Below are 22,220 nucleotides of genomic sequence, written 5' to 3' on the forward strand. Positions count from 1 at the left end.
ACCGACATCCAGCAGGCCTGCGGCACCGGTCTCCCAGATCGGAAGGAGACCCATGTCGGCGGCCAGCGCCAGCGGCAGCGTGAACGGGTCCTCGCGGGCAGGGGCCGGCAGCGGGGCGGGCGCGGCCTCGGGTCGGGTGGTCTGCGGGCGCAGCCACGCCAGCAGCTCGGCCAGGGTGGGCCGGCGCGCCGGGTCGGGGTGGAGGGCCGCGGCCACGACCTGGGCGAGGTCGCCGTCCAGCCCCGACAGGTCGTGCTCGCCGCGGCGCACGCGGTCCATGATCGCCATCGACGGGCCGCGACCGAAGGGCGCGCGGCCCAGCCCGGCGTAGGCCACGGTGGCGCCCCAGCTGTGCACGTCGGAGGCCGTGGTGGCGTCGTCGCCGTAGAGGATCTCGGGGGCGAGGTAGCCGGGGGTGCCGAGCAGCCACCCGGTGTGGGTGAGCTTGGGGTCGTCGGCCACGCGCGCCAGACCGAAATCGATGAGGATCGGGGTGCGCCCCTCCATCAGCACGTTGGACGGCTTGACGTCGCGGTGGAGGACTCCCACGGCGTGGACCGAGTCGAGCCCCTCGGCCAGGCAGGCGGCGAACCACACGAGGTCCTCGCCCTCGATGCGTCCCTCCTCCACGACGTGGTCGTGCAGCGAGAGGCCGGGCACGTAGCGGGTGGCGACGTAGGGCACGACGGCCCACGGGTCGGCGTCCTTGATCTCGGCGACCCAGCGGCTGCGGATGCGCGAGAGCGACCCGACCTCGCGGGCCAGCCGGGCGCGGGCCTCGTCGTCGCCCACGATGTGGGGGCGCAGCACCTTGAGCGCGACCCGCTCGCCGTGGGGCGCACGGGCGAGGTGGACCACGCCCATGCCGCCCTCGCCGATCTTGGTCAGCAGCGTGTAGGGGCCGACCGTGACCGCCTGCTGGGGCGGGCGGGGCGAGGTCGCGTGCTCGCCGGAGCGCCCGTGGGAGAAGGTCGTCACCGTGGCAATCTACCGTCGCGAGCCGCCGAAACCGCGACAGCCGCGGCCGGTCGCCCCGCCGGAGCGGGGGGACCGGCCGCGGCCGGGGTGCGGGGTCGTGCGGTCAGCCCGCGGCCTGGACGGCCGGCTCGAGGGAGGCGACGAACTCGTCGAGACCCCAGGTGAGCGACAGCGCGGTCGGCGGCGAGACCGCCGAGATGTAGGACTCCCCCACCACCGAGGCGACGGTGTCGTCCTGGAACTGCTCCATGGCCTGGTAGGCCGGGTCGGCGGCGAGGTCGTCGCGCGTCGCCTCGTCGGCGACGTAGGACAGCAGGACATCGGAGGTGAGCTTGTCGACCTCCTCGGTGCTGATCGTGTAGTAGAACGACGACTCGTCGGTGCTCAGCTCGTCGACGCTGGGCGCGAGCTCGAAGCCGAGGTCCTCGAGGAACTGCACGCGCGGGTCGGCGCCCTTGTAGACGTAGAAGGCGGTCGGGTCGATGGCGACCGCGGCGATGGTCTTGCCCTCGAACTCGGGGTGCTCCTCGGCGGCGGTGGCCACCTCGCCGTCGATGTCCTCGAGCAGCTGCTCGGCCTCGTCGGACTGGCCGAGGGCCTCGCCGACGGTGGTGATGACGTCGCGCCACGGGGTGGTCCACGGCTCGTCGGGGTAGGCGACGGTGTCGGCGATCTGCGAGAGCTTCTCGTAGTCGGCCTCGGTGATGCCGGAGTAGTTGGCCAGGATCAGGTCGGGGCCGGCGGCGGCGATCTCCTCGAAGGGCACCTCGGTGCCCTCGGTCAGCAGGGTCGGCGTCTCGGCGCCGGCGGCCGTGAGGGCCTCCTCCTGCCACGGCATGAGGCCCTCCCCGGTCGCGCCGTAGGAGTTCTTGGGCATGGCGACCGGGATCGTGCCCAGGGCGATGGCGGCGTCGGAGCTGCCCCAGCCCCAGGTGACGACGCGCTGGGGCTGCTCGTCGATCTCGGTCTCGCCGAAGGCGTGCTCGATGGTGACGGGCTCGAAGCTCTCGCCACCGGTCGACTCGCTGTCGGAGGCGCTGCCGCCGGACTCCTCGGCGCCGCAGGCCGCGAGCGGGAGGGCCAGCAGGAGGGCGCCGAGCGGCAGGGCGACCCGGCGGGCCAGGCCCCGGCGGGAGCCGCGGCGGTTCAGGGGACGAAGGGACGTCACGTCCGCTCCTCAGGTGTGCGGGACCGGCCGAGCCCGGTCGTTGAGTTAGGTAAGGCTCACCTTACATGATCGGAGCTGCGGTGCGTCACGCCCGGTCCGCGGCCCGGACCTCGGACCGCTCGCCCGGGTGGATCGCGGGGCGCGCGGCCCGCGCGGCCGCGCGCCGACCGACCGGCACGACCATCGGCGAGCCCGTGATCGGGTCGGGCACCACCTGCGCGCGCAGCCCGAAGGCTTGCTCGACGCAGTCGGCGTCGAGCACCTCGGCGGGGCTCCCCTCGCACAGCAGCCGCCCCTCGTGCATGACCACGAGGTGATCGGCGTAGCGGGCCGCGAGGTTGAGCTCGTGCAGCACCATGACGACCGTCGTGCCGCGCTGCTCGTTGAGCTCGGCGAGCAGGTCGAGCACGTCGACCTGGTGGGCGATGTCGAGGTAGGTCGTGGGCTCGTCGAGCAGCATGATGCGGGGGTCCTGGGCCAGCATCATCGCCACCCACACGCGCTGGCGCTGCCCGCCCGAGAGCTCCTCGACCCGGCGGGCGGCCAGCTCGTGGGTGTCGGTGAGGGCGAGCGCCTCGGCCACCGCGTCGGAGTCGGCGGCGCTCCAGCGTCGGAAGGCGCCCTGGTGGGGGTGGCGACCGCGGCCGACGAGGTCGGCGACCGTGATCCCCTCCGGTGCCAGGGGCTGCTGCGGCAGCAGCCCCAGCACGGCGGCGACCTCGCGCGGGCGCACCGAGCGCAGGTCGCGCCCGTCGAGCTCGACCCGGCCGGCCGCGGGGGTCAGCAGCCGGCCGAGGCCGCGCAGCAGGGTCGACTTGCCGCAGCCGTTGGCCCCGACGATCACGGTGACCCGGCCGGGCGGCACGGCGAGGTCGACGCCGTGCACCACCGTGCGCTGGTCGTAGGCCAGCTCGAGCCCGCGGGCCACGAGCCGGACCGGCGCGTGGAAGGCACCGCTCGCCGGGCCCGGGCCGGCGTCGGAGGCCTCGTCGGGTCGGGCGGGACCCGCGGGACCACCGCCGAGCGGGCGGTCGAGGGGGGATGCGGTGGTGGCGGTCATGCGGGATCTCCTTCTCACGACGTCCGGCTCACGCGGTCCGGGTGCGTCCGCTGGCCATCAGCCAGATCAGGTAGGGGCCGCCGACGGCGCCGGTGACGACACCGACGGGGACGGCGAGGTCGGCGGGCAGGAGGTGCTGGGCCACGACGTCGGCGCCGACGACGAGCACGACCCCGACGAGGGCCGCCTGGAGCAGGGCCAGCGAGCCGTCGCCGAGGAGGCGACGCGCGACGGGGGCGGCGGTGAAGGCGACGAAGGCCACGGGGCCGGCGGCGGCGGTCGCCACGCAGGCCAGGGCCACCCCCAGGGCGATGACCAGGGCGCGCACCACCTCGGGGCGGATGCCGAGCCCGGCGGCCTGCTCGTCGCCGAGCAGCAGCAGGTCGAGGCCCCGGGCCACCAGCACGACGAGCGGCACCAGCACCGCGAGCGCCACCCCCAGGGTCACGACGAGGCCCCAGGTGGCCTGGGCCAGGCTGCCGGTCATCCACAGCAGCGCGGCCTGCGCCTCGTTGACCTCGCTGCGCGTCAGCAGGTAGCCCACCACGCTGCTGCAGACGTAGGCCACGCCGATGCCGGCGAGCACGAAGCGGTGGCCGGTCATGCCCTGCCGCCACGCCACGGCGTAGAGCAGGAGGCCGACGAGGGCACCGCCCACCAGCGCGGAGGCGGAGACCGCGGCGCCGGTGGCTCCACCGAGCAGCAGCGCGGCCACGGCGCCGGCGCTGGCGCCCTGGGAGATGCCGATGACGTCGGGGCTGGCCAGCGGGTTGCGCAGCACCGACTGGAAGAGCGCCCCGGCCAGGCCGAAGGCCAGCCCGACCAGCACCCCGAGCACGAGGCGGGGGGCGCGCAGGTCGACCACGACGAAGCGGGCGGCGAGGTCGTCGTCGCTGCCGACGAGGGCGCCCACGACCTGGCCCACCGAGAGGCGGAAGTCGCCGAGCATGAGGGCGAGCGCCGACAGGGTGAGCGCGACGGCGGCCAGGGCCACGGTCACGACGGCGCGACGGCGCAGGCGCCGGCGGCGACTCGTGACCAGCCCGCGGCGCGCGACCTCCACCGGGCCCGGCGTCGACCCGTCGGGCGCGACCTGGCCCGCGGCAGCCCCGGACGGGCCCTGCTGCCGGCACGCGGAGGCGGGGCCGGGGCGGGTGGAGGACGGGGCGCTCATGCCGCCACCGCCTTCGAGCGGCGCACGAGCGCGACGAGCACGGGGGCGCCGATGACCGCGACGACCAGACCGGCCTCGACCTCGCCGGGGCGGGCGACGAGACGGCCGACCACGTCGGCGAGGAGCAGCACGACCGGGCCCAGCACGGTGGAGAGCACCACGATCCACCGGTAGTCGGGACCGACCACCGCGCGCGCGACGTGGGGCACGACGAGCCCCACGAAGGCGATCGGGCCCACCAGGGAGACCGCGGACCCGCACAGCAGCACGACCGCGGTGACCACCAGCAGGCGGCCCCGGGTGACGTCCTGGCCCAGCCCGCGGGCCACGTCGTCGCCGAGCGCGAGCGCGTTGAGCACCCGACCGGCGGCCAGCGCCAGGGCGAGCCCGACGAGCACGAAGGGCAGGACGGTGGTGAGCACGTCGAGCGGGCGGTTGGCCAGCGAGCCGACCTGCCAGAAGCGGTACTCGTCGAGGGTGCGGCGGTCGGTGAGCAGCACGACGGTGATGACCGAGGTAGCCGTGGCGGTGAAGGCGGCGCCCACCAGCGCGAGCTTGACCGGGGTGACGCCCTCCCAGCCGAGCGAGGCGGCGCCGTAGACGACGAGCGCGGCGACGGCGGCACCGCCGAAGGCGAAGGGGAGGTAGGCGGCGGTCGAGGCCACCCCGAGTCCGGCGATGGCCGCGACCACGGCGAGCGAGGCGCCGGCGTTGATGCCGAGGAGGCCGGGGTCGGCGATGGGGTTGCGGGTGACGCCCTGCATGAGCGCGCCCGCCGCGCCGAGCGCGGCGCCGGCGGCCAGACCGATGAGGGTGCGCGGCACCCGCAGGTCGCGCACGACGAGGTGGTCGTTGTCGCCGGTCACCGGGTCGACCAGCGCCCGCCACACCTGCCCCGGGGCCACGTCGCGCGCGCCCCACACCAGGCTGGCGAGGGCCACGACGGCCACGAGGAGCAGCAGGACGAGCAGCGCCACGACGCCGCGCAACGTCGTGCGGGGCGCCCGCGGGCCGTCCTCGCGACGCTCCGCGCCACCTCGACCCTGCGGCGGTCCCTGGGGGGCGTGGGGCGCTGTGCCGGTCTCCGCGACGACGCTGATGGCTCGACCCTCCGCCGGTGCCCGCACCGTCTGCGCGAGCGACTTAGGTAAGGGTAACCTCACTCGGCAGCGCGCGGCCAGGGCGGTGCCCGCGTCGCGGACGCCGCACCCGGCGTCGGCCGGCGGTCGGCCGGTCGTCAGACGATGCGGTGCATCCAGCCGAAGGTGTCCTCGGCGCGACCGAACTGGACGTCAACGAGGGCCTGCCGCACGGCGGTGGTGACCTCGCCGGCCTCGGCGGCGCAGGGCACCTCCCCGCCGTCCCACTTCAGGGCTCCGACGGGGGTGACCACGGCGGCGGTGCCGCAGGCGAAGATCTCGGTGATCTCGCCGCTGGCGACGCCCTCGCGCCACTCGTCGATGGAGAACCTGCGCTCCTCCACGACGTGGCCCATCTCCCGGGCCAGCTCGATGATGCTGGCGCGGGTGATGCCCTCGAGGATCGTGCCGGTCGCGGGGGTGACGATGCGCCCGTCGCGGTGCACGAAGTAGAGGTTCATGCCGCCGAGCTCCTCGACGTAGCGACCCTCCTGGGCGTCGAGGAAGACGACCTGGTCGCAGCCCTGGGCGATCGCCTCCTGCTGGGCGACCAGCGAGCTGGCGTAGTTGCCGCCGGTCTTGGCCGCGCCCATGCCGCCCCGGCCGGCGCGGGTGTACTCCTCGGTCAGCCACAGGCTGACCGGCTTCACGCCGCCCTTGAAGTACGCCCCGGCGGGGCTGGCGATGACCATGAAGGTGACGTGCTGGGCCGGGCGCACGCCCAGGAACACCTCGGAGGCGAACATGAACGGTCGCAGGTAGAGGCTCTTCTCCCCCGCGCCGGGCGCGGTGGTGTCGGGCACCCAGCGCTGGTCGACCTCGACGAGGGCGTCGACGGCCTGCACGAAGTCGGCGGGGTCGAGCACGGGCAGCGCGAGGCGGTGGCTAGAGCGCGCCATGCGCTTCGCGTTCTCCTCGGGACGGAAGGACCAGACCGAGCCGTCGGCGTGACGGTAGGCCTTCATCCCCTCGAAGGTCTCCTGCGCGTAGTGCAGCACCGCCGAGGCCGGGTCGATGCTCAGCGGCGCGTAGGGCTCGATGCGGGCGTCGTGCCAGCCGGCCTCGGGGGTCCACTCCACGGTGAGCATGTGGTCGGTGAAGAAGTTGCCGAACCCGGGGTCGCCCAGGATGCCCGCGAGGCGCGCGTCGTCGACGGGGGTGGACGTCAGGGTGGTGCTGATCTGCATGGGGCTCACGGTAGTCGACCTCGGTGGTGGGGCCCGGCGCGGTGTGGGCGGCCGCGGGCGGGCGGACGGGCTGGGAGGGGCTGGGACGGGCTGGGCTGGGGCGGAGCGGCGTACGACGCGGTCGTGCGGCCCCCGTGACGCGCGGACGCCTCCCCCCGGTCGGGAGGAGGCGTCCGTGAGCGGTGGGGCCGGTCAGCCGCCGACGCGTGCCGCGATCGCGTCGCCGACCTCGGCCGTCGGGCGCGAGCCGGCGCGCTCGGCCAGGTCGGCGATGACCGCGGCCTCGATCACGGCGGCCGCCTGCGGGTGCCCGAGGTGGTCGAGCAGGAGCGAGGCGGAGAGGATCGCCGCGGTGGGGTCGGCCTTCTGCTGGCCCGCGATGTCGGGCGCGGAGCCGTGCACGGGCTCGAACATGCTGGGGGCGGTCCGGTCGGGGTTGACGTTGCCGGAGGCCGCGAGGCCGATGCCACCGGTGATGGCGGCGGCCAGGTCGGTGACGATGTCGCCGAAGAGGTTGTCGGTGACGATCACGTCGAAGCGCGCGGGGTCGGTGGTCAGGAAGATCATGGCCGCGTCGACGTGCATGTAGTCGACGGTGACCTCGGGGAACTCCCGGGCGACCTGCTGGGTCAGGCGCCACCACACCGCGCCCGCGTGCACGAGGACGTTGGTCTTGTGGACCAGGGTGAGCTTCTTGCGGGGCCGGCGCTGGGCGCGGGCGAAGGCGTCGCGCACGACGCGCTCCACGCCGAAGGCGGTGTTGACCGAGACCTCGGTGGCGACCTCCGCCGGGGTGCCGACGCGCAGGGCGCCGCCGTTGCCGGTGTAGGGGCCCTCGGTGCCCTCGCGGACCACCACGAAGTCGACCTCGCCGGGGTGTGCGAGGGGCGACGTCACGCCCGGGAAGATCCGGGAGGGTCGCAGGTTGACGTAGTGGTCGAGCTCGAAGCGCAGCCGCAGCAGCAGGCCGCGCTCCAGGATGCCCGGGGGCAGGTTCGGGTCGTTGGGCTTGCCGCCGACCGCGCCGAGGAGGATGGCGTCGTGCTGGCGGATCTCGCCGAGCACGGAGTCGGGCAGCACCTCGCCGGTGGCGAGGTAGCGCTCGGCGCCGAGGTCGTAGTGGGTCTGCTCGAACGTCACTCCCGCGGGGGCGACCACGTCGAGGACCTTGAGGGCCTCGGCGGTCACCTCCGGCCCGATGCCGTCGCCGGGGATGACGGCGAGGCGCACGGTGCCGGTGGCGGGCCCGGAGGGTGCTCCGGAGGTGGGGGCGGCGTTCGGGTCGGTCATGCGCGGAAGGCTAGTTGTCGTCGGGCCGCTCGCCCCCGTCGTCCCGCTGGTCGAGCGAGCGCTGGAGGGCCTCGCGGCTGCGGGGGTTCTCGGGGTCGTGGCTGGCCGGTCCCCACTCGGGGTACATGTCGTACATCGGTCTCTCCTTCGGTCCTGGGTTCGTTCCCGGGCTCGTCCCCGGGTCGTGACCCGGTCGGTCGCGCCGACCGGCGGGGCGCCGGCCGACGGCGGTGGCGCCGTGCGGCTCGCGGCACGGCTGGAACGACGACACCCCACACGGGCGGGCGGGTCGGCTCGCGGATCGCACGAGGGACGGGCCGTGCGGGGGGGCGGGTCGCGCGTGGCGCACGGGCCGCCCGGCAGGGACGTCATCGATCCAGCAGTGCCGAGAGACCACGTACGACGACCACCGCGGCGAGGTGGCCTCTCTGAGCAGATCTACTGCTGGGCCCCGCCGCGGCGCTCGATGAGTACGAGGATGCTCCGCATGGTGCGACCATGGTAGCCCCGCATTCCGGACGCCGGCCACCGCTTTCCGGAATCCGTCCGCGATCCGAGACGGCCGTCCCGCAGTGGGAGACTCGGCCCATGAGCGCCCCTCCCGACCTTCCCGACGTGGTCGCCCGCGCGTTCGCGGTCTCGCGGCGCGCGGGGTACGTGTCGTTCTGCCGCAACGAGACCGGCCGGCTGCTGGCGACGCTCGCCGCCACCCGCTCCGGCACGATGGCGGAGTTCGGGACCGGCTGCGGGGTGGGCACGGCCTGGCTGCGCTCGGGGGTGCGCGACGACGCCACCCGGATCGTCACCGCCGAGCTCGACCCCCGCCTGGCCGGCGCCGCCTCCGAGATCTTCGTCGACGACGGCCAGGTCGAGGTGCTGGCCGCCGACTGGTCGACCCTGCTCGACAAGGGTCCTTTCTCGCTGCTCTTCCTCGACTCCGGGGAGCCCACCGAGGTCGGCGTCGACGCCGTGGCCGACCTGGTCGAGGCCGGCGGCATCGTCGTCCTCGACGACTTCACCCCCTGCGAGGTCTGGCCGCCGATCAGCTACGGCCGCGTCGACACCCTGCGCGAGCAGTGGCTCACCGACCCCCGCTTCACCACCGTCGAGGTGATGGTGGCCTCCGACGCCTCCACCCTCATCGCCACCAGGCGCTGAGGCTCCCGCCCGCCGGACCTCAGGAGCCGCCGGCGGCGGGTCCGGGGGCGGGGTCGAGGCGCAGGTCGACCGTGAGGGACGGCAGCATCGCCTGGGTCAGCGGGCCGATCGCGAGCGCGTAGAGCACGGTGCCGAGCCCGAGCACCCCGCCGAGGGCCAGGCCGAGCAGCACGACGCTCACCTCGAGCCCGGTGCGCACCAGCCGCAGCGACAGCCCCGTGCGCCGGCTCAGCCCGGTCATCAGCCCGTCACGGGGACCCCGACCCAGCTGGGCGCCGATGTAGAGCGCGCTGGCGAAACCGCACAGCAGGACGCCGCCGACCATGAGGGCGGCGCGGGCGGCCCAGCCCTGCGGCGCCTCGAGCACCGCCAGCGTGGCGTCGGCGGAGAGGCCGACCACGACGGCGTTGGCGACGGTGGCGAGGCCCGGCACCTCGCGCAGCGGCACCCAGGCGAGCAGCAGCAGGAAGCTCACCGCCACGATCACCTGGCCGAGGGTGAGCGGCACCAGGCCCGCCAGCCCCGAGTGCAGCACGTCCCAGGGGGCCAGACCCAGGTCGCCGCGGACCATCATGGCCAGCGACACGCCGTAGAGCACCAGGCCGACGGCGAGCTGGGGCAGCCGGCGGCCCAGGCGCCCCGCCCGCAGCTGGGCGACGGGTCCGAGGTCGGCCAGGGCGGGTCGGGGGCGTCGGGTGGCGGTGGTCGTGGGCACCACCCCAGCCTGCGCCCGATTGGCCTGGGAACAAATAGCCAATCGTGGGACAGTGGTCTGCATGACCCAGGCCACCTCCGCCCGCAGCGCGCCCCACCGCCCGGCCGGGGCGCGGCGCTCCGACCCGGGCCCGCTGCCGCTGAGCGCCACGACGGTGTCGGCCTCGCGCCTGGCCGCGCTCGTGGGCGGCTTCGACCGCTCCCCGGCCTACCTCGGCCTCGCCGACGCCCTCACCCTGCTCATCGGCGACGGCCGCATCGGCTACGGCACCCGGCTACCCAGCGAGCGCGACCTCACCGAGGCGCTGGCCGTCTCGCGCACCACCGTCACCCGCGCCTACGCCGCGCTGCGCGAGACCGGCTTCGCCGAGGCCCGGCAGGGCGCCGGCACCTTCGCCCGGCTGCCGGGCGGGCGCGGCCGGGCCCACGACCGCGCCCTGCTGCCCGGCCCCGACGACGCCGAGGCCCTCGACCTCAACTGCGCCGCGGCCAGCGCGCCCCCGGGCCTGGCCGCCGCCTTCGCCGAGGCGGCCGCGCAGCTGCCGGCCCACCTCGGCGGTCACGGCTACTTCCCGGCCGGCATGCCCGCCCTCCAAGCCGCGATCGCCGCGTCGTACGCCGCACGGGGCCTGCCCACCGACCCCGAGCAGGTGCTGGTCACCCCGGGTGCGCTCTCCGCGGCCGCGATCGTGGCCCGGGCCTTCGCCGGGCCGGGCTCGCGGGTGCTGGTGGAGTCTCCGGTCTACCCCAACGCGACCGGCGCCATCCGCAACGCCGGCGCCCGGCTGGTGCCTTGCCCGGTGGACCCCGACGGGTGGGACCTCGACGCCGTCGCGAGCACCCTGCGGCGCAGCCGCCCGGCCCTGGCCTACCTCGTGCCCGACTTCCAGAACCCCACCGGCCTGCTCATGGCCGACGAGGAGCGCGAGCGCTACGCCTCCCACCTGCGCGCCGCGGGCACGGTCGCGGTGGTCGACGAGGCCCACCAGGCCCTGGCCCTCGACGGCCAGGCCATGCCCGCGCCCTTCGCCCTGCACTCCCCCGACACGATCACGCTCGGCAGCGCCAGCAAGTCCTTCTGGGGCGGGTTGCGGCTGGGCTGGATCAGGGCACCGCACCACCGCGTGGAGGCCCTCACCCAGGCCCGCCTCGTGCTCGACCTCGGCTCCCCGGTCATGGAGCAGCTGGTGCTCACGCGGCTGCTGGCCGGCGGGCCGGTGCTGCCCGAGCACGTCACCCGGCTGCGCACGCAGCGCGACGCGCTCGCGGCGTCGGTGCGCTCGCGCCTGCCCGGGTGGCGCTTCCGCCTGCCCGGCGGCGGGCTGGCGCTGTGGTGCGAGCTGCCGGCGGCCCGGGCCAGCGCCCTGGCCGACGAGGCGGAGCGCCGCGGCGTGCTCGTGGCCCCCGGCCCGGTCTTCGCCGCCGACGGCGGCCTCGACCGCTTCGTGCGGCTGCCCTGGTCGCGCCCGGCCGACGAGCTCGACGACGCCGTGGCCCGCCTGGCCGAGGCCTGGGACGTCGTCGCCCGCGGCCGCGGCCGCTCCCACACCGCCCGCGACCGCGTCACCGTCGCCTGAGGCCCACCTCGCCCGGGCGTCCTCAGGTGAGGTCGACGGCGCGCACGGAGACCGCGTCGATGGCGCGCCCCATGGCGGCGAGCACGTCGGCGGGCACGGCGGAGTCGACCGAGAGAGCGACGAGGGCCAGGCCCCCGGGGGCGTCGCGGGAGACCTGCATGCCGCCGATGTTGACGCCCGCGTCGCCGAGCACCCGCCCGACGGTGCCGACGACGCCGGGGCGGTCGGCGTAGGTGAGGAAGGCCAGGTGGTCGGTGGGCTCGATGTCGAGGGCGTAGCCGTTGACCTCCACGAGCCGCTCGCGCTGGCCGATGCCGACCAGGGTGCCGCTGACCGAGACCGTGGCGCCGCCCGCGAGGGTGCCGCGCAGGGTGACGAGGTTGCGGTGGTCGGGGCTCTCGGGGTCGACCACGAGGCGCACGGCGGTGCCGCGCTCGGCGGCCAGCAGCGGGGCGTTGACGTAGGAGACGGTCTCCTCGGCGATGTCGGTCAGCACGCCCTTGAGGGCGGCGAGCTCGAGCACGGTGACGTCGTGGTCGGTGATCTCGCCGCGCACCTCCACGTCGAGGCTGGCGGCGGCCTCGCCGGCCAGGGCGCTGAAGATCCGGCCCAGCCGCTCGGTCAGCGGGATGCCGGGGCGCACGTCGTGGGCGATGACGCCGCCCTGCACGTTGACGGCGTCGGGCACCAGCTCGCCGGCCAGCGCCAGGCGCACCGACCGGGCGACCGCCAGCCCCGCCTTCTCCTGGGCCTCGTGGGTGGAGGCGCCGAGGTGCGGCGTGGCCACGACACCCGGCAGCCCCAGCAGCGGGCTGCCCGTGGCCGGCTCGTGCTCGAAGACGTCGAGGGCCGCGGCGGCCACCCTGCCCTCGACGAGGGCGTCGTGGAGCGCGGCCTCGTCGACGACGCCGCTGCGTGCGGCGTTGACGACGATGACCGAGGGCCGCACCAGCCGCAGCTCGGCCTCCCCGATCAGCCCGGTGGTCTCGGGGGTGCGGGGCAGGTGCACCGAGACGACGTCGGAGTCGCGCAGCAGGGTGGCGAGGTCGACCAGGCGCACGCCGACCTGGGCGGCGCGGCCGGGCTGGACGTAGGGGTCGTAGGCCAGCACCTTCATGCCGAAGGCCGCGAGGCGCTGTGCGACGAGCACGCCGATGCGGCCCAGCCCCACCACGCCGACGGTCTTGTCGTAGAGCTCGGTGCCGGTGAAGCTCTCCCGCTCCCACCGCCCCTCCCGCAGCGCCTCCTGGGCCGGTACGACGCACCGGGCGGCGGCCAGCAGCAGGCCCACGGCCAGCTCGGCCACCGAGACCGCGTTGGAGGTGGGCGCGTTGACGACGACCACGCCCGCGTGGGTGGCGGCGCGCACGTCGATGGTGTCGAGGGCGACCCCGGCCCGGGCGACGACCCGCAGGCGGGGCGCGGCCGCCAGGACCTCGGCGTCGACCCGCGTCGCGGAGCGCACGACGAGCGCGGAGGCGTCGGCGACCTCGCGGAGCAGGCGTGCGCGGTCGGTGCCGTCGCAGGTGCGGACCTCGACGTCGGGGCCGAGGGCCTCGAGGGTGGCCGGGCTCAGCGGCTCGCAGATCAGGACGACGGGCTTGCTCACGAGCGGTGACCTCGCTGGTCCTCGACGGGGCTCCCCGGGGCGTGGCCGCGAGAGACGCGGGCCGCCGGGGCGGTGCGCGGCGCGGTCGCGGGACGACGGCGGGGACGGGACGGTGCACGACGCTGTGCGGCCCGCACCCTACCGGCCGCGGGCGACGGGAAAGCGGTGGCACCGCGCCACCGCGGCGACCTACCGTGGACCCGTCCCATCCCCTCCCCCACGGCAGGTCCGGTTGCTCCTCTGAGGCCCACGTCCCCGCGTCGGCGAGCCCCGCTCGCCCGCGATCCGTCACGTCCTCAGGAGGCCCCGTGCCCGCACCCACCCCTCGTACCCCCTCCCCGCCCCCGGACCCGGCGCCCGCGATCAGGCTGGCGGGGGTCGTCCACACCTGGCCAGACGGCACCCCCGCCCTCGGCGGCGAGACTCCGCTCGACCTCGCGGTGCCCCCCGGCCGCTCCGGCCTGGTCGGGGCCAACGGCTCGGGCAAGTCCACCCTGCTGCGGCTGGTGGCCGGTGAGCTGACGCCCACCTCCGGTCACGTCGCGGTGCGCGGGGAGGTCGGGCTGCTGCCGCAGGACCTCACCCTCGACGTCGGCGCGGCCGTCGCCGACGTGCTCGGCGTCGGGTCGGTGCGCCGCGCGCTGCGCGAGCTGGAGGCCGGCGCCTCCGACGAGCGGGCGACCCGGCTGGTCACCGAGGTCGGCGACGACTGGGACCTGCCCGACCGCGCCGAGGCCGAGCTCGACCGCCTCGGGCTGCCCGCCGGGGTGCTCGGGCGCCGCCTCGGCGAGCTCTCGGGCGGCGAGGTGGTGCGGCTCGGGCTGGCGCGGCTGCTGCTGCGCCGACCCGACGTGCTGCTGCTCGACGAGCCCACCAACAACCTCGACGCCGCCGCGCGGCGACGTCTCGGCGAGGTGCTGGCGTCGTGGACCCGGACCCTGGTCGTGGTCAGCCACGACCGCGCGCTGCTCGAGCAGGTCGACCGCGTCGGCGACCTCCGCGCGGGGCGGGTGCGGTGGTACGGCGGCGGCTGGTCGGCCTACGCCGCGCAGCTGCGCGCCGAGCAGGAGGCCGCCGCGGCCGCCGTCACCTCGGCCCGCTCCGAGGTGCGCCGCCAGCGGGCCGACCGGGTCGAGGCCGAGCGCGTGATCGCCCAGCGTCGGCGCCAGGGCGCGCGCGCCGCCCGTGCCGGCGGCATGGGACGCGCCGAGATCGACTACAAGCAGAACCGCTCGGAGCGCTCGGCCGCGGGCTACCGCACGGTCCACGAGGGGCGCCTCGAGGACGCCCGTGCCCGGCTCGAGGAGGCCGAGCGCCGGGTCCACGACGACACCGCGGTCAGGGTCGACCTGCCCGCCACCGCGGTCCCGAGGGGGCGGCGCGTGCTCGCCACCGCCGGGCTGGTGCTGCGCACCGGCGCCGCGGTCGACCTCGCCGTGCACGGCCCCGACCGGGTCGCGGTGGTGGGGCCCAACGGAGCCGGCAAGACCACCCTGCTGCACACCGTGGCCGGGCTGCTGCCGCCCGCCGCCGGCGCGGTGTCGACGTACGTGCCGACGGCGCTGCTGCCGCAGCGCCTCGACGTGCTCGACCCCGCCCGCACGGTGCTCGACGGGGTGCTCGACCGCTCACCGGGCGCCGACGCGCACGAGGCCCGGGCGCGTCTGGCGCGCTTCGGCTTCCGTGGCGACGCCGCCGGGTGCCTGGTGGGCGTGCTCTCCGGCGGGGAGCGCTTCCGCGCGACCCTGGCGGCCCTGCTGCTGGCCGACCCGGCGCCGCGGCTGCTGCTGCTCGACGAGCCCACCAACAACCTCGACCTGGCCTCCTACGACGCCCTCGTGAGCGCGCTGGGGGCCTTCCGGGGCGCGCTGCTGGTGGTGAGCCACGACCCGGCGTTCCTCGAGGACGTCGGCCTGGACCGGGTCGTCGACCTGGGCGGGACGCCTCAGAGCAGCGGCGGGGAGTAGACGCAGAGGGAGCGGGCCGTGGAGGGGTCGAGCCGGTTCTTGACCAGCCGCACGACGTTGGGCGAGTAGCTGATGCTGAGGTGGTCGCTCTGGTCCAGCGGGCAGCGCGACTGGAGCAGGATGTTGGTGACGCCGGGGTCCTTGAGGAAGGCGTTGCGGTAGGGCGTCACGACGTTGTCGAAGAGGGTCTGGATGACGGTGTAGCGCACGCCGGGCACCGTGTCGCCGCCCTGGTTGAGCCGGGCCAGGAAGTCCGAGCCCTGCCGCTGCTGCGGGATCGCCGGCGCCGCCAGGCCGACGAGCCCCTCGCCCCCGGGCAGCGCGGCGACCAGCGGGAGCACGCCGAAGAAGGTCGTGCCGTAGTTGCTCGACGACAGCCCGATGAGCTGGTCGACCTTGTCGGCGCCGCCGAGGAAGCGCAGGTAGTAGCGCGGCATCATCCCGCCCTGCGAGTGCCCGACCAGGTCGACCTCGGCCGCACCGGTGGCGGCCAGCACCCGGTCGACGTACGCCGAGAGCTCCTGGGCCGACGCGGCGATGTCCGAGAGGCCCCGGTAGGGCGTGCGGGCGTAGCTGCCGTAGTCGAGGGCGAAGACGCAGTAGCCGGCCGCGGCGAGGTCGGGGGCCATCTGCGCCCAGTTGTCGTAGCGGTTCTCGACCGTGCCGTGGACCAGCACGACCGGGCGCGGGTGGGCGGCGCTGGGCCGGCAGGCCCAGTCGTTGGCGCCGGGCGGGTCGAGGTCGGGCAGCAGGTTGCTCAGCAGCAGCGCGGCAGGGAACGACGTCAGCCGCGGCCCGACGCCGCTCTCCTGCGCCGCAGCCGTCGCCGCGGGGCCGGGGTCGCCCGCCGCTGCGGGCGGCCCACCGGCGAGCGCGGCCCCCAGGGCGGTCGTGGCGAGCAGGGCGGCGAGGGCGCGCAGCGGCGAGCGTCGGGTCACCCGCCGACCGTAACCGCCGTCACACCGTCGGGGCCACACCTGTCCACCGGGACGGGTGGGCGGGGCCCGTCGCAGGCCGCAGCCGCCGGCGCCCGCCGTGGGTCAGAGCGCGCACCCGTCGGGCCCGCAGGCCTCCCCCGCCTCGCCCGCGCCCACGACCTGCAGCGGCGGGTGGGCCTCGGTCCAGGCGGTGCGCAGGACCTGGGCGAAGACGTCGGCCGGCTGGGCACCGGAGATGCCGTAGCGCCGGTCGACGACGAAGAACGGCACGCCGGTGGCGCCGTAGGCCCGGGCCTGCTCGACGTCGGCGGCGACCTCCTCGGCGTGGGCCTGTCCGGCGAGGACCTCGCGGGCCGGCCCCTCCTCGAGTCCGGCGGCCCGGGCGGCGGCCACCAGCACGTCGTGGTCGCCGACGTCCTCGGCCCGGCTGAAGTACGCCGCGAGCAGCTCCTCCTTGAGCGCGCGCTGCTGCGCGGGCCCGCCGACGGCGAGGGCGTGGTGCAGCAGCCGGTGGGCGTCGACGGTGTTGGTGTGCACGGTGTCGAAGAGCCGCAGCTCCAGGCCCTCCTCGGCGCCGGTCTCGACCAGCGAGGCCACCATCTGGCGCATCTCGTCCTCGGGGCGGCCGTACTTGCGCGCCAGCTGCGGCAGGGTCTTCTCGTGGCCGTGGTGCGGCGCGGAGGGGTCGAGCTCGAAGGAGCGGTAGACCACCTCGACCTCGTCGGCGTGCTCGAAGTCGGCCAGCGCCGACTCCAGCCGGCGCTTGCCGACGTAGCACCACGGGCACACGACGTCTGACCAGATCTCGATCTGCATGCCTGCCCCAACGGCCCCGGGGCACGGGGCATTCCGCGCGGGCCGCGCGCCGGCCGCGTGGCGGGCGACCGGACGCCACGAGCCGGCGCCCCGGGTGGGGCGCCGGCTCGGCGGGTGCTGCGGGTGCTGCTGGTGCTGCTGGTGGTGCGGGTCGTCCCGGGCGGGACCGACCGGGTCAGCGGGCGGAGGTGCCCTCGACGTAGTCGGAGTCGTGGCTCTTGACCCAGGCCATCAGCTTGCGCAGCTCGCGGCCGGTGGACTCGATCGGGTGCGCCTCGCCCTTCTTGCGGAACTCGGTGAACTCCGGCGAGCCGTTGTCCATGTCGGTGATGAAGCGCTCGGCGAAGGCGCCGTTCTTGATGTCGGCGAGCACGTCCTCCATGTTCTTCTTCACCTCGGGCGTGATGACCCGGGGGCCCGAGACGTAGTCGCCGAACTCGGCGGTGTCGGAGACCGACCAGCGCTGCTTGGCGATGCCGCCCTCGTACATCAGGTCGACGATGAGCTTGAGCTCGTGGAGGCACTCGAAGTAGGCCACCTCGGGCTGGTAGCCCGCCTCGGTGAGCACCTCGAAGCCGTACTGCACCAGCTGCGAGGCGCCGCCGCACAGCACGGCCTGCTCGCCGAAGAGGTCGGTCTCGGTCTCCTCGGTGAAGGTGGTCTTGATGCCGCCGGCACGCAGGCCGCCGATGGCCTTGGCGTAGGACAGCGCGAGGTCCCAGGTGGAGCCCGAGGCGTCCTTCTCGACGGCGACGAGCACGGGCACGCCGCGGCCGTCGACGTACTCGCGGCGCACGAGGTGGCCGGGGCCCTTGGGGGCGACCATGAAGACGTCGACGCCCTCGGGCGGGGTGATGTAGCCGAAGCGGATGTTGAAGCCGTGACCGAAGACGAGGGTGTCGCCCTCGGCGAGCGCCGGGGCGATCTCCTCGGCGTAGAGCTTCCGCTGGTGCTGGTCGGGGGCGAGGATGACGATGACGTCGGCCTCCTCCGCGGCCTCGGCGGGGGTGAGCACGCGCAGGCCCTCGGCCTCGGCCTTGGCCCGGCTCTTCGAGCCCGGCTGCAGGCCGATGCGGACGTCGACGCCGGAGTCGCGCAGCGACAGCGAGTGGGCGTGGCCCTGGCTGCCGTAGCCGATGACCGCCACGCTCTTGCCCTGGATCAGGGACAGGTCGGCGTCGTCGTCGTAGAACATCTCAGCCACGGGGGCTTCTCCTTCGGGTTGGTTTCAGTGGAGGTGCGTCGGGGGCGCCGGGTCAGACCGCGGCGGGCGGAGCGGGGGTGGCGACCGGGCGCAGGCTGCGCTCGGAGATGGAGCGGGAGCCGCGGCCGATGGCGACCATGCCGGACTGCACGAGCTCGCGGATCCCGAAGGGCTCCAGCACGCGCAGGAAGTCGGCGATCTTGCCGGCGTTGCCGGTGATCTGCACGGTGAGGGCGTCGGGGGCCACGTCGATGACCTTGGCGCGGAAGAGCTGCACGGTGTCGAGCACCTGGCCGCGGGTCTCCGCGGTGGCGGCGACCTTGACGAGCACCAGCTCGCGGTTGACCGAGGCGCCCTGGTCGAGCTCGACGATCTTGATCACCTCGACCAGCTTGTTGAGCTGCTTGGTGACCTGCTCCAGCGGGGAGCGCTCGACGTCGACCACGATCGTCATCCGCGAGATCTCCGGGTGCTCGGTGGGGCCCACCGCGAGGCTGTCGATGTTGAAGCCGCGGCGGCTGAAGAGCCCGGCGATGCGGGCCAGGACACCGGGCTTGTTCTCCACCAGCACCGACAGGGTGCTGCGGGAGTCGGCGTGTGCGCTCACAGGTCGTCCTCGTCGAAGTCGGGCGCGAGGTCTCGCGCGTACTTGATGTCGTCGTTGCTGGTGCCGGCGGCGACCATCGGCCACACCATGGCGTCGCGGTGCACCCGGAAGTCCACCACGACGGGCACGTCGTTGATCTCCATGGCCTTCTCGATGGTGGCGTCGACGTCGCCGGGGGCCTCGCAGGACAGTCCGACGCAGCCGTAGGCGTCGGCGAGCTTGACGAAGTCGGGGATGCGCACCGGGCCGCCGTGGCGCTGGAGGTTGGTGTTGGAGTAGCGCTCGTTGTAGAAGAGCGTCTGCCACTGGCGCACCATGCCGAGCGACTCGTTGTTGATGATCGCGACCTTGATCGGGATGCCCTCGATCGCGCAGGTGGCGAGCTCCTGGTTGGTCATCTGGAAGCAGCCGTCGCCGTCGATCGACCAGACGGTGGTGTCGGGCATGCCGACCTTGGCGCCCATCGCGGCCGGCACCGAGTAGCCCATGGTGCCGAGGCCGCCGGAGTTGAGCCAGGTGTTGGGGTGCTCGTAGCCGATGAACTGCGCGGCCCACATCTGGTGCTGGCCGACGCCGGAGGTGTAGATGGCCTCGGGCCCGGCGATCGAGCCGAGCCGCTCGATGACGTACTGCGGCGAGAGGCTGCCGTCGGTGGGCAGGTCGTAGCCCAGGGCGTACTTCTGCTTCACCCCGGCCAGGAACTGCACCCACTGCTCGTAGTCGCCGGTGGTGCCGGCGTCGCTCTCGGCGGTGAGCGCCACGACGAGGTCGGAGATCACCTCGCGGCAGTCGCCCACGATCGGGACGTCGGCGTGGCGGTTCTTGCCGATCTCGGCGGGGTCGATGTCGGCGTGCACGACCTTGGCGCCGGGGGCGAAGGAGTCGAGGTTGCCGGTGACGCGGTCGTCGAAGCGGGCACCGAGGCTGATGATGAGGTCGCTCTTCTGCAGCGCCGCGACCGCCGCCACCGTGCCGTGCATGCCGGGCATGCCCAGGTGCTGGGGGTGGGAGTCGGGGAAGGCGCCGCGGGCCATCAGGGTCGTGACCACCGGCATGCCGGTGAGCTCGGCCAGCACGCGCAGCTCGCGGTGGGCGCGGGCGCGGATGACGCCGCCGCCGACGTAGAGCACCGGGCGGCGGGCCTCCAGGGCCAGGCGCGCGGCCTCGCGGATCTGCTTGGCGTGCGGCTTGGTCACCGGGCGGTAGCCGGGCAGCTGGAGCTCGGTGGGCCAGCGGTAGTCGGTCATGGCCTGCAGCGCCGACTTGGCGACGTCGACCAGCACCGGCCCGGGGCGACCGGTCGAGGCGATGTGGAAGGCCTCGGCGACCTTCTGCGGGATCTCGGCGGGGTCGGTGACGAGGAAGTTGTGCTTGGTGATCGGCATCGTGATGCCACGGATGTCGGCCTCCTGGAAGGCGTCGGTGCCGATCATCGAGGCCCCGACCTGACCGGTCACGGCGACCAGCGGCACGGAGTCCATGTGGGCGTCGGCGAGCGGCGTGACCAGGTTGGTCGCGCCCGGGCCCGACGTGGCCATGCAGACCCCGACCCGCCCCGTCGCGGCGGCGTACCCCTGGGCGGCGTGGCCCGCACCCTGCTCGTGGCGCACCAGGATGTGGCGGATGGAGGAGTCCATCAGCGGGTCGTACGCCGGGAGGATCGCGCCGCCGGGGATGCCGAAGACGTCGGTCACGCCGGCCGCCTCCAGCGACTTGATCAGGCTCTGCGCACCCGTCACCTGCTCGCTCATGCCTCTGTGCCCCTTGCTCCTGTGTGGCCCGCGGGGGGCCGGTGTGTGGCTCGTGGAAGGTGGCCCCGGAGGGCCGTGCCGCCTGGACCTGCGCGCTGGATCCGCCTGCCGGTGCTGCGTGCTGGATCTGGCGTGCCGCTCGTGGTCGCCTCCGGTGTGCGAGGCACAAAAAAGCCCCCCGGCCCGAGGGCGACGAGGGGTGACACGTGGACTTCGACCGGGTGTGGTGGTCTCAGCTCACGCGTCGCGTGCGTACAAGAAGGTCCTGGCGCATGCTGACCACGGTAGCCCGTGGCCCCTCTCCCGTCACCACACCCTGCCACCCCGTCCCACGATGCGGGACGGTAGTCCCACATCGTGGTCGGGTTGAGGGTGCCGATCGGCGGCCCGGGTGCGCACGCGGCTGGGTGCGGCGTGCTCGTTCACGCAATTGCGCCGGTTGCGCGGTCCCGCGGTGGTGCCGTCCGCGCCGACCGCGCAAACCTCCCCGCCACCGCCCCGCCCGCCCGCGCAATTGCGCCGGTTGCGCAGTCCCGCGGCGGTGCCGTCCGCGCCGACCGCGCAAACCTCCCCGCCACCGTCCCGCCCGCCCGCGCAATTGCGCCGGTTGCGCAGTCCCGGTAGCTGAGCGGACCCTCGGCCGCCCCGCCGGGGGCGGCCGAGCCGGGCTCAGGCTTCGTCGGCGGGCGGGGCCGTGGCGGAGCCGTCGCGACCCAGCCAGGTGCAGACGCAGGCGTGGTTGCCCTCGGCGTCGGCGAGCACCCAGAAGGCCGGGGCGTAGCCGTCGTTGACGAGGGTGCCGCCCGCCTCGACCGCGGCGCGCACGCGCTTCTCGGCCAGCTCCGGGGGCACGGTGACGTCGAGGTGGAAGCGCTGACCGGACGCCCCCGCGCGGTCGGCGGCCCCGCCGCCGGCCCCGTCGGCGGAGCGCTGGAACCACAGCGCCGAGCGGCCGTCGCCGTCGAGCACCTCGTCGTCATTCCCGGCGCTCGGGTCGAGACCGAGCACGGCGGCCCAGAAGGGCTTGATGCCCGACGGGTCGGGGGTGTCGAGGGCCCACTCGAGGGCCTGCACCTCGTGCGGCGCCGGCTCAGCGCCGACCTGGCCGGCCAGGTCGGTGATCGTGGCGGCCAGGCGCAGGTCGCGACGGGTGATGCCGCCGACGTCGTGGCTGGAGAGCACCACGTCGACGTGGGGGTAGCGCAGGTCGACGTCGGGGTGGTGGTCGACCGCGTCGGCCGCGTCGGCGATCGCGGCGACCAGGCGGGCGCCGGTGCTGAAGTCGCCGGTGCGGAAGCGCGCGTGGAGGCGCCCGAGCACGAAGCGCCACTCCTCGAGCAGGGCCTCGGCCACGTCGTGGCCGGTGAGCACCTGCTTGTCCGGATCGGTCTGCTGGTCGTCGGTGGTGTCGGTCTGGCTCGTGTCGCTGCTCATGGGAGGACCTCCTGCCCGATCGGCCCGGGGTTCCAGGCGATCTCCCAACGGTAGCCGTCGGGGTCGGCGAAGTAGCCGGTGTAGCCGCCCCAGGCGCGCTCCTGCCCGGGGTGCACCGGGTCGGCGCCGGCGCCGCGGGCGGTGGCGAGCACGGCGTCGACCTCCTCGCGGGTGGCGACGTTGTGGGCCAGGGTGAGCGGCGCCAGACCGGGCCCGCCGGCGAGCGGACCGACCTCGGCCTCGAAGGCGTCGCGGTCCCACAGGGAGAGCACGACCCGGTCGGCGACCTTGACCATCAGCACCTCACCCTCGACGTCGAGCGCGGCCCGCCAGCCGAGGCCGTCGAGGTAGAACCGTCGGCTCGCGGCGAGGTCGCGCGCGGCCAGGGTCACGAAGCTGAGTCGCTGGTCCATCCGCCGACCCTGCCAGAGGGCACCGCCCGAGGCCAT

Annotated in this window: 20 protein-coding genes; 3 read left to right on the forward strand and 17 right to left on the reverse strand. The window is 75.0% G+C overall.

The window, feature by feature from the left end; translation table 11 throughout:
• From LPA27_RS16810 to LPA27_RS19300, 8 genes are all read right to left on the reverse strand, one after another.
• The coding region (locus LPA27_RS16810; RefSeq protein ID WP_228943177.1) for a serine/threonine-protein kinase at positions 1–978 on the reverse strand (978 nt) is incomplete at its 3' end.
• Positions 979–1,081: 103 nt separating this feature from the next.
• Positions 1,082–2,146 (reverse strand): iron-siderophore ABC transporter substrate-binding protein, encoded by a 1,065-nt coding sequence (locus tag LPA27_RS16815; protein WP_228943178.1) that lies wholly within the window; start codon positions 2,144–2,146, stop codon positions 1,082–1,084.
• A gap of 85 nt (positions 2,147–2,231) precedes the next feature.
• Complete coding sequence (locus LPA27_RS16820) at positions 2,232–3,206, reverse strand: ABC transporter ATP-binding protein (RefSeq protein WP_082503144.1); 975 nt, start codon at positions 3,204–3,206, stop codon at positions 2,232–2,234.
• A gap of 28 nt (positions 3,207–3,234) precedes the next feature.
• A complete protein-coding gene (locus LPA27_RS16825) occupies positions 3,235–4,380 on the reverse strand; it encodes a FecCD family ABC transporter permease (RefSeq protein ID WP_228943179.1) in 1,146 nt (381 codons plus the stop codon).
• Positions 4,377–5,357, reverse strand: a complete 981-nt coding sequence (locus LPA27_RS16830) for a FecCD family ABC transporter permease (protein WP_235558578.1) — start codon at positions 5,355–5,357, stop codon at positions 4,377–4,379. The genes LPA27_RS16825 and LPA27_RS16830 overlap by 4 nt, the downstream gene beginning before the upstream one ends.
• A 260-nt stretch (positions 5,358–5,617) precedes the next feature.
• Entirely contained in the window at positions 5,618–6,706 is a 1,089-nt protein-coding gene (locus LPA27_RS16835; RefSeq protein ID WP_056862313.1) for a branched-chain amino acid aminotransferase, read from the reverse strand.
• Positions 6,707–6,898: 192 nt separating this feature from the next.
• Positions 6,899–7,996 carry a 3-isopropylmalate dehydrogenase gene (locus LPA27_RS16840; RefSeq protein WP_056904643.1) on the reverse strand — a complete coding sequence of 366 codons (1,098 nt, stop codon included), beginning with the start codon at positions 7,994–7,996 and terminating at the stop codon, positions 6,899–6,901.
• A gap of 10 nt (positions 7,997–8,006) precedes the next feature.
• Complete coding sequence (locus LPA27_RS19300; RefSeq protein WP_264674828.1) at positions 8,007–8,132, reverse strand: hypothetical protein; 126 nt, start codon at positions 8,130–8,132, stop codon at positions 8,007–8,009.
• 452 nt (positions 8,133–8,584) lie between these two features.
• Here LPA27_RS19300 and LPA27_RS16845 point away from each other — a divergent pair, with 452 nt between their 5' ends.
• Positions 8,585–9,154 (forward strand): O-methyltransferase, encoded by a 570-nt coding sequence (locus tag LPA27_RS16845; RefSeq protein WP_056904644.1) that lies wholly within the window; start codon positions 8,585–8,587, stop codon positions 9,152–9,154.
• 19 nt (positions 9,155–9,173) lie between these two features.
• Here the strand turns inward: LPA27_RS16845 and LPA27_RS16850 are convergent, their stop codons facing one another.
• Positions 9,174–9,869 carry a YczE/YyaS/YitT family protein gene (locus LPA27_RS16850; RefSeq protein WP_228943180.1) on the reverse strand — a complete coding sequence of 232 codons (696 nt, stop codon included), beginning with the start codon at positions 9,867–9,869 and terminating at the stop codon, positions 9,174–9,176.
• Positions 9,870–9,930: 61 nt separating this feature from the next.
• Between LPA27_RS16850 and LPA27_RS16855 the strand changes: the two genes are divergently transcribed.
• Positions 9,931–11,445, forward strand: coding sequence for a PLP-dependent aminotransferase family protein (locus LPA27_RS16855; protein WP_228943181.1), 1,515 nt, complete (start codon positions 9,931–9,933; stop codon positions 11,443–11,445).
• 22 nt (positions 11,446–11,467) lie between these two features.
• Here the strand turns inward: LPA27_RS16855 and serA are convergent, their stop codons facing one another.
• The gene (serA, locus tag LPA27_RS16860) at positions 11,468–13,054 is read right to left on the reverse strand and encodes a phosphoglycerate dehydrogenase (protein ID WP_056862310.1); all 1,587 of its coding nucleotides are present in this window, start codon (positions 13,052–13,054) and stop codon (positions 11,468–11,470) included.
• A 308-nt stretch (positions 13,055–13,362) separates the two neighbouring features.
• Between serA and LPA27_RS16865 the strand changes: the two genes are divergently transcribed.
• On the forward strand, positions 13,363–15,021 hold the full coding sequence (locus LPA27_RS16865; protein WP_228943182.1) for an ABC-F family ATP-binding cassette domain-containing protein: 1,659 nt from the start codon (positions 13,363–13,365) through the stop codon (positions 15,019–15,021).
• On the opposite strand, the gene LPA27_RS16870 is transcribed toward LPA27_RS16865, so the two are convergent.
• From LPA27_RS16870 to LPA27_RS16900, 7 genes are all read right to left on the reverse strand, one after another.
• On the reverse strand, positions 15,000–15,959 hold the full coding sequence (locus LPA27_RS16870) for an esterase/lipase family protein (RefSeq protein WP_056862309.1): 960 nt from the start codon (positions 15,957–15,959) through the stop codon (positions 15,000–15,002). The two genes, LPA27_RS16865 and LPA27_RS16870, sit on opposite strands and share 22 nt — an antisense overlap.
• Before the next feature lie 102 nt (positions 15,960–16,061).
• Positions 16,062–16,775, reverse strand: coding sequence for a DsbA family oxidoreductase (locus LPA27_RS16875; protein ID WP_056862308.1), 714 nt, complete (start codon positions 16,773–16,775; stop codon positions 16,062–16,064).
• Between the two features lie 175 nt (positions 16,776–16,950).
• Positions 16,951–17,979, reverse strand: coding sequence for a ketol-acid reductoisomerase (gene ilvC, locus LPA27_RS16880; RefSeq protein ID WP_056862307.1), 1,029 nt, complete (start codon positions 17,977–17,979; stop codon positions 16,951–16,953).
• Positions 17,980–18,031: 52 nt separating this feature from the next.
• The gene (gene ilvN, locus LPA27_RS16885) at positions 18,032–18,586 is read right to left on the reverse strand and encodes an acetolactate synthase small subunit (protein ID WP_056862306.1); all 555 of its coding nucleotides are present in this window, start codon (positions 18,584–18,586) and stop codon (positions 18,032–18,034) included.
• On the reverse strand, positions 18,583–20,337 hold the full coding sequence (locus LPA27_RS16890) for an acetolactate synthase large subunit (protein WP_056904648.1): 1,755 nt from the start codon (positions 20,335–20,337) through the stop codon (positions 18,583–18,585). The genes ilvN and LPA27_RS16890 overlap by 4 nt, the downstream gene beginning before the upstream one ends.
• A 669-nt stretch (positions 20,338–21,006) precedes the next feature.
• Positions 21,007–21,771, reverse strand: a complete 765-nt coding sequence (locus LPA27_RS16895; RefSeq protein ID WP_082499901.1) for a 4a-hydroxytetrahydrobiopterin dehydratase — start codon at positions 21,769–21,771, stop codon at positions 21,007–21,009.
• Positions 21,768–22,184 carry a VOC family protein gene (locus LPA27_RS16900; protein ID WP_056862883.1) on the reverse strand — a complete coding sequence of 139 codons (417 nt, stop codon included), beginning with the start codon at positions 22,182–22,184 and terminating at the stop codon, positions 21,768–21,770. Before LPA27_RS16900 ends, LPA27_RS16895 begins: the two co-directional genes overlap by 4 nt.
• Positions 22,185–22,220 lie beyond the last annotated feature (36 nt).

Origin of the sequence: Nocardioides sp. Leaf374 (assembly GCF_916862475.1) — a bacterium.
Lineage (GTDB): Bacteria > Actinomycetota > Actinomycetes > Propionibacteriales > Nocardioidaceae > Nocardioides > Nocardioides kribbensis.

Coding starts and splice junctions, on each gene's coding strand:
- LPA27_RS16895 (WP_082499901.1), bottom strand. CDS start 21,771: ATGAGCAGCGACACGAGCCAGACCGACACCACCGACGACCAGCAGACC.
- LPA27_RS16875 (WP_056862308.1), bottom strand. CDS start 16,775: ATGCAGATCGAGATCTGGTCAGACGTCGTGTGCCCGTGGTGCTACGTC.
- LPA27_RS16855 (WP_228943181.1), top strand. CDS start 9,931: ATGACCCAGGCCACCTCCGCCCGCAGCGCGCCCCACCGCCCGGCCGGG.
- LPA27_RS16820 (WP_082503144.1), bottom strand. CDS start 3,206: ATGACCGCCACCACCGCATCCCCCCTCGACCGCCCGCTCGGCGGTGGT.
- LPA27_RS16835 (WP_056862313.1), bottom strand. CDS start 6,706: ATGCAGATCAGCACCACCCTGACGTCCACCCCCGTCGACGACGCGCGC.
- LPA27_RS16890 (WP_056904648.1), bottom strand. CDS start 20,337: ATGAGCGAGCAGGTGACGGGTGCGCAGAGCCTGATCAAGTCGCTGGAG.
- LPA27_RS19300 (WP_264674828.1), bottom strand. CDS start 8,132: ATGTACGACATGTACCCCGAGTGGGGACCGGCCAGCCACGACCCCGAG.
- LPA27_RS16845 (WP_056904644.1), top strand. CDS start 8,585: ATGAGCGCCCCTCCCGACCTTCCCGACGTGGTCGCCCGCGCGTTCGCG.
- LPA27_RS16825 (WP_228943179.1), bottom strand. CDS start 4,380: ATGAGCGCCCCGTCCTCCACCCGCCCCGGCCCCGCCTCCGCGTGCCGG.
- LPA27_RS16840 (WP_056904643.1), bottom strand. CDS start 7,996: ATGACCGACCCGAACGCCGCCCCCACCTCCGGAGCACCCTCCGGGCCC.
- LPA27_RS16900 (WP_056862883.1), bottom strand. CDS start 22,184: ATGGACCAGCGACTCAGCTTCGTGACCCTGGCCGCGCGCGACCTCGCC.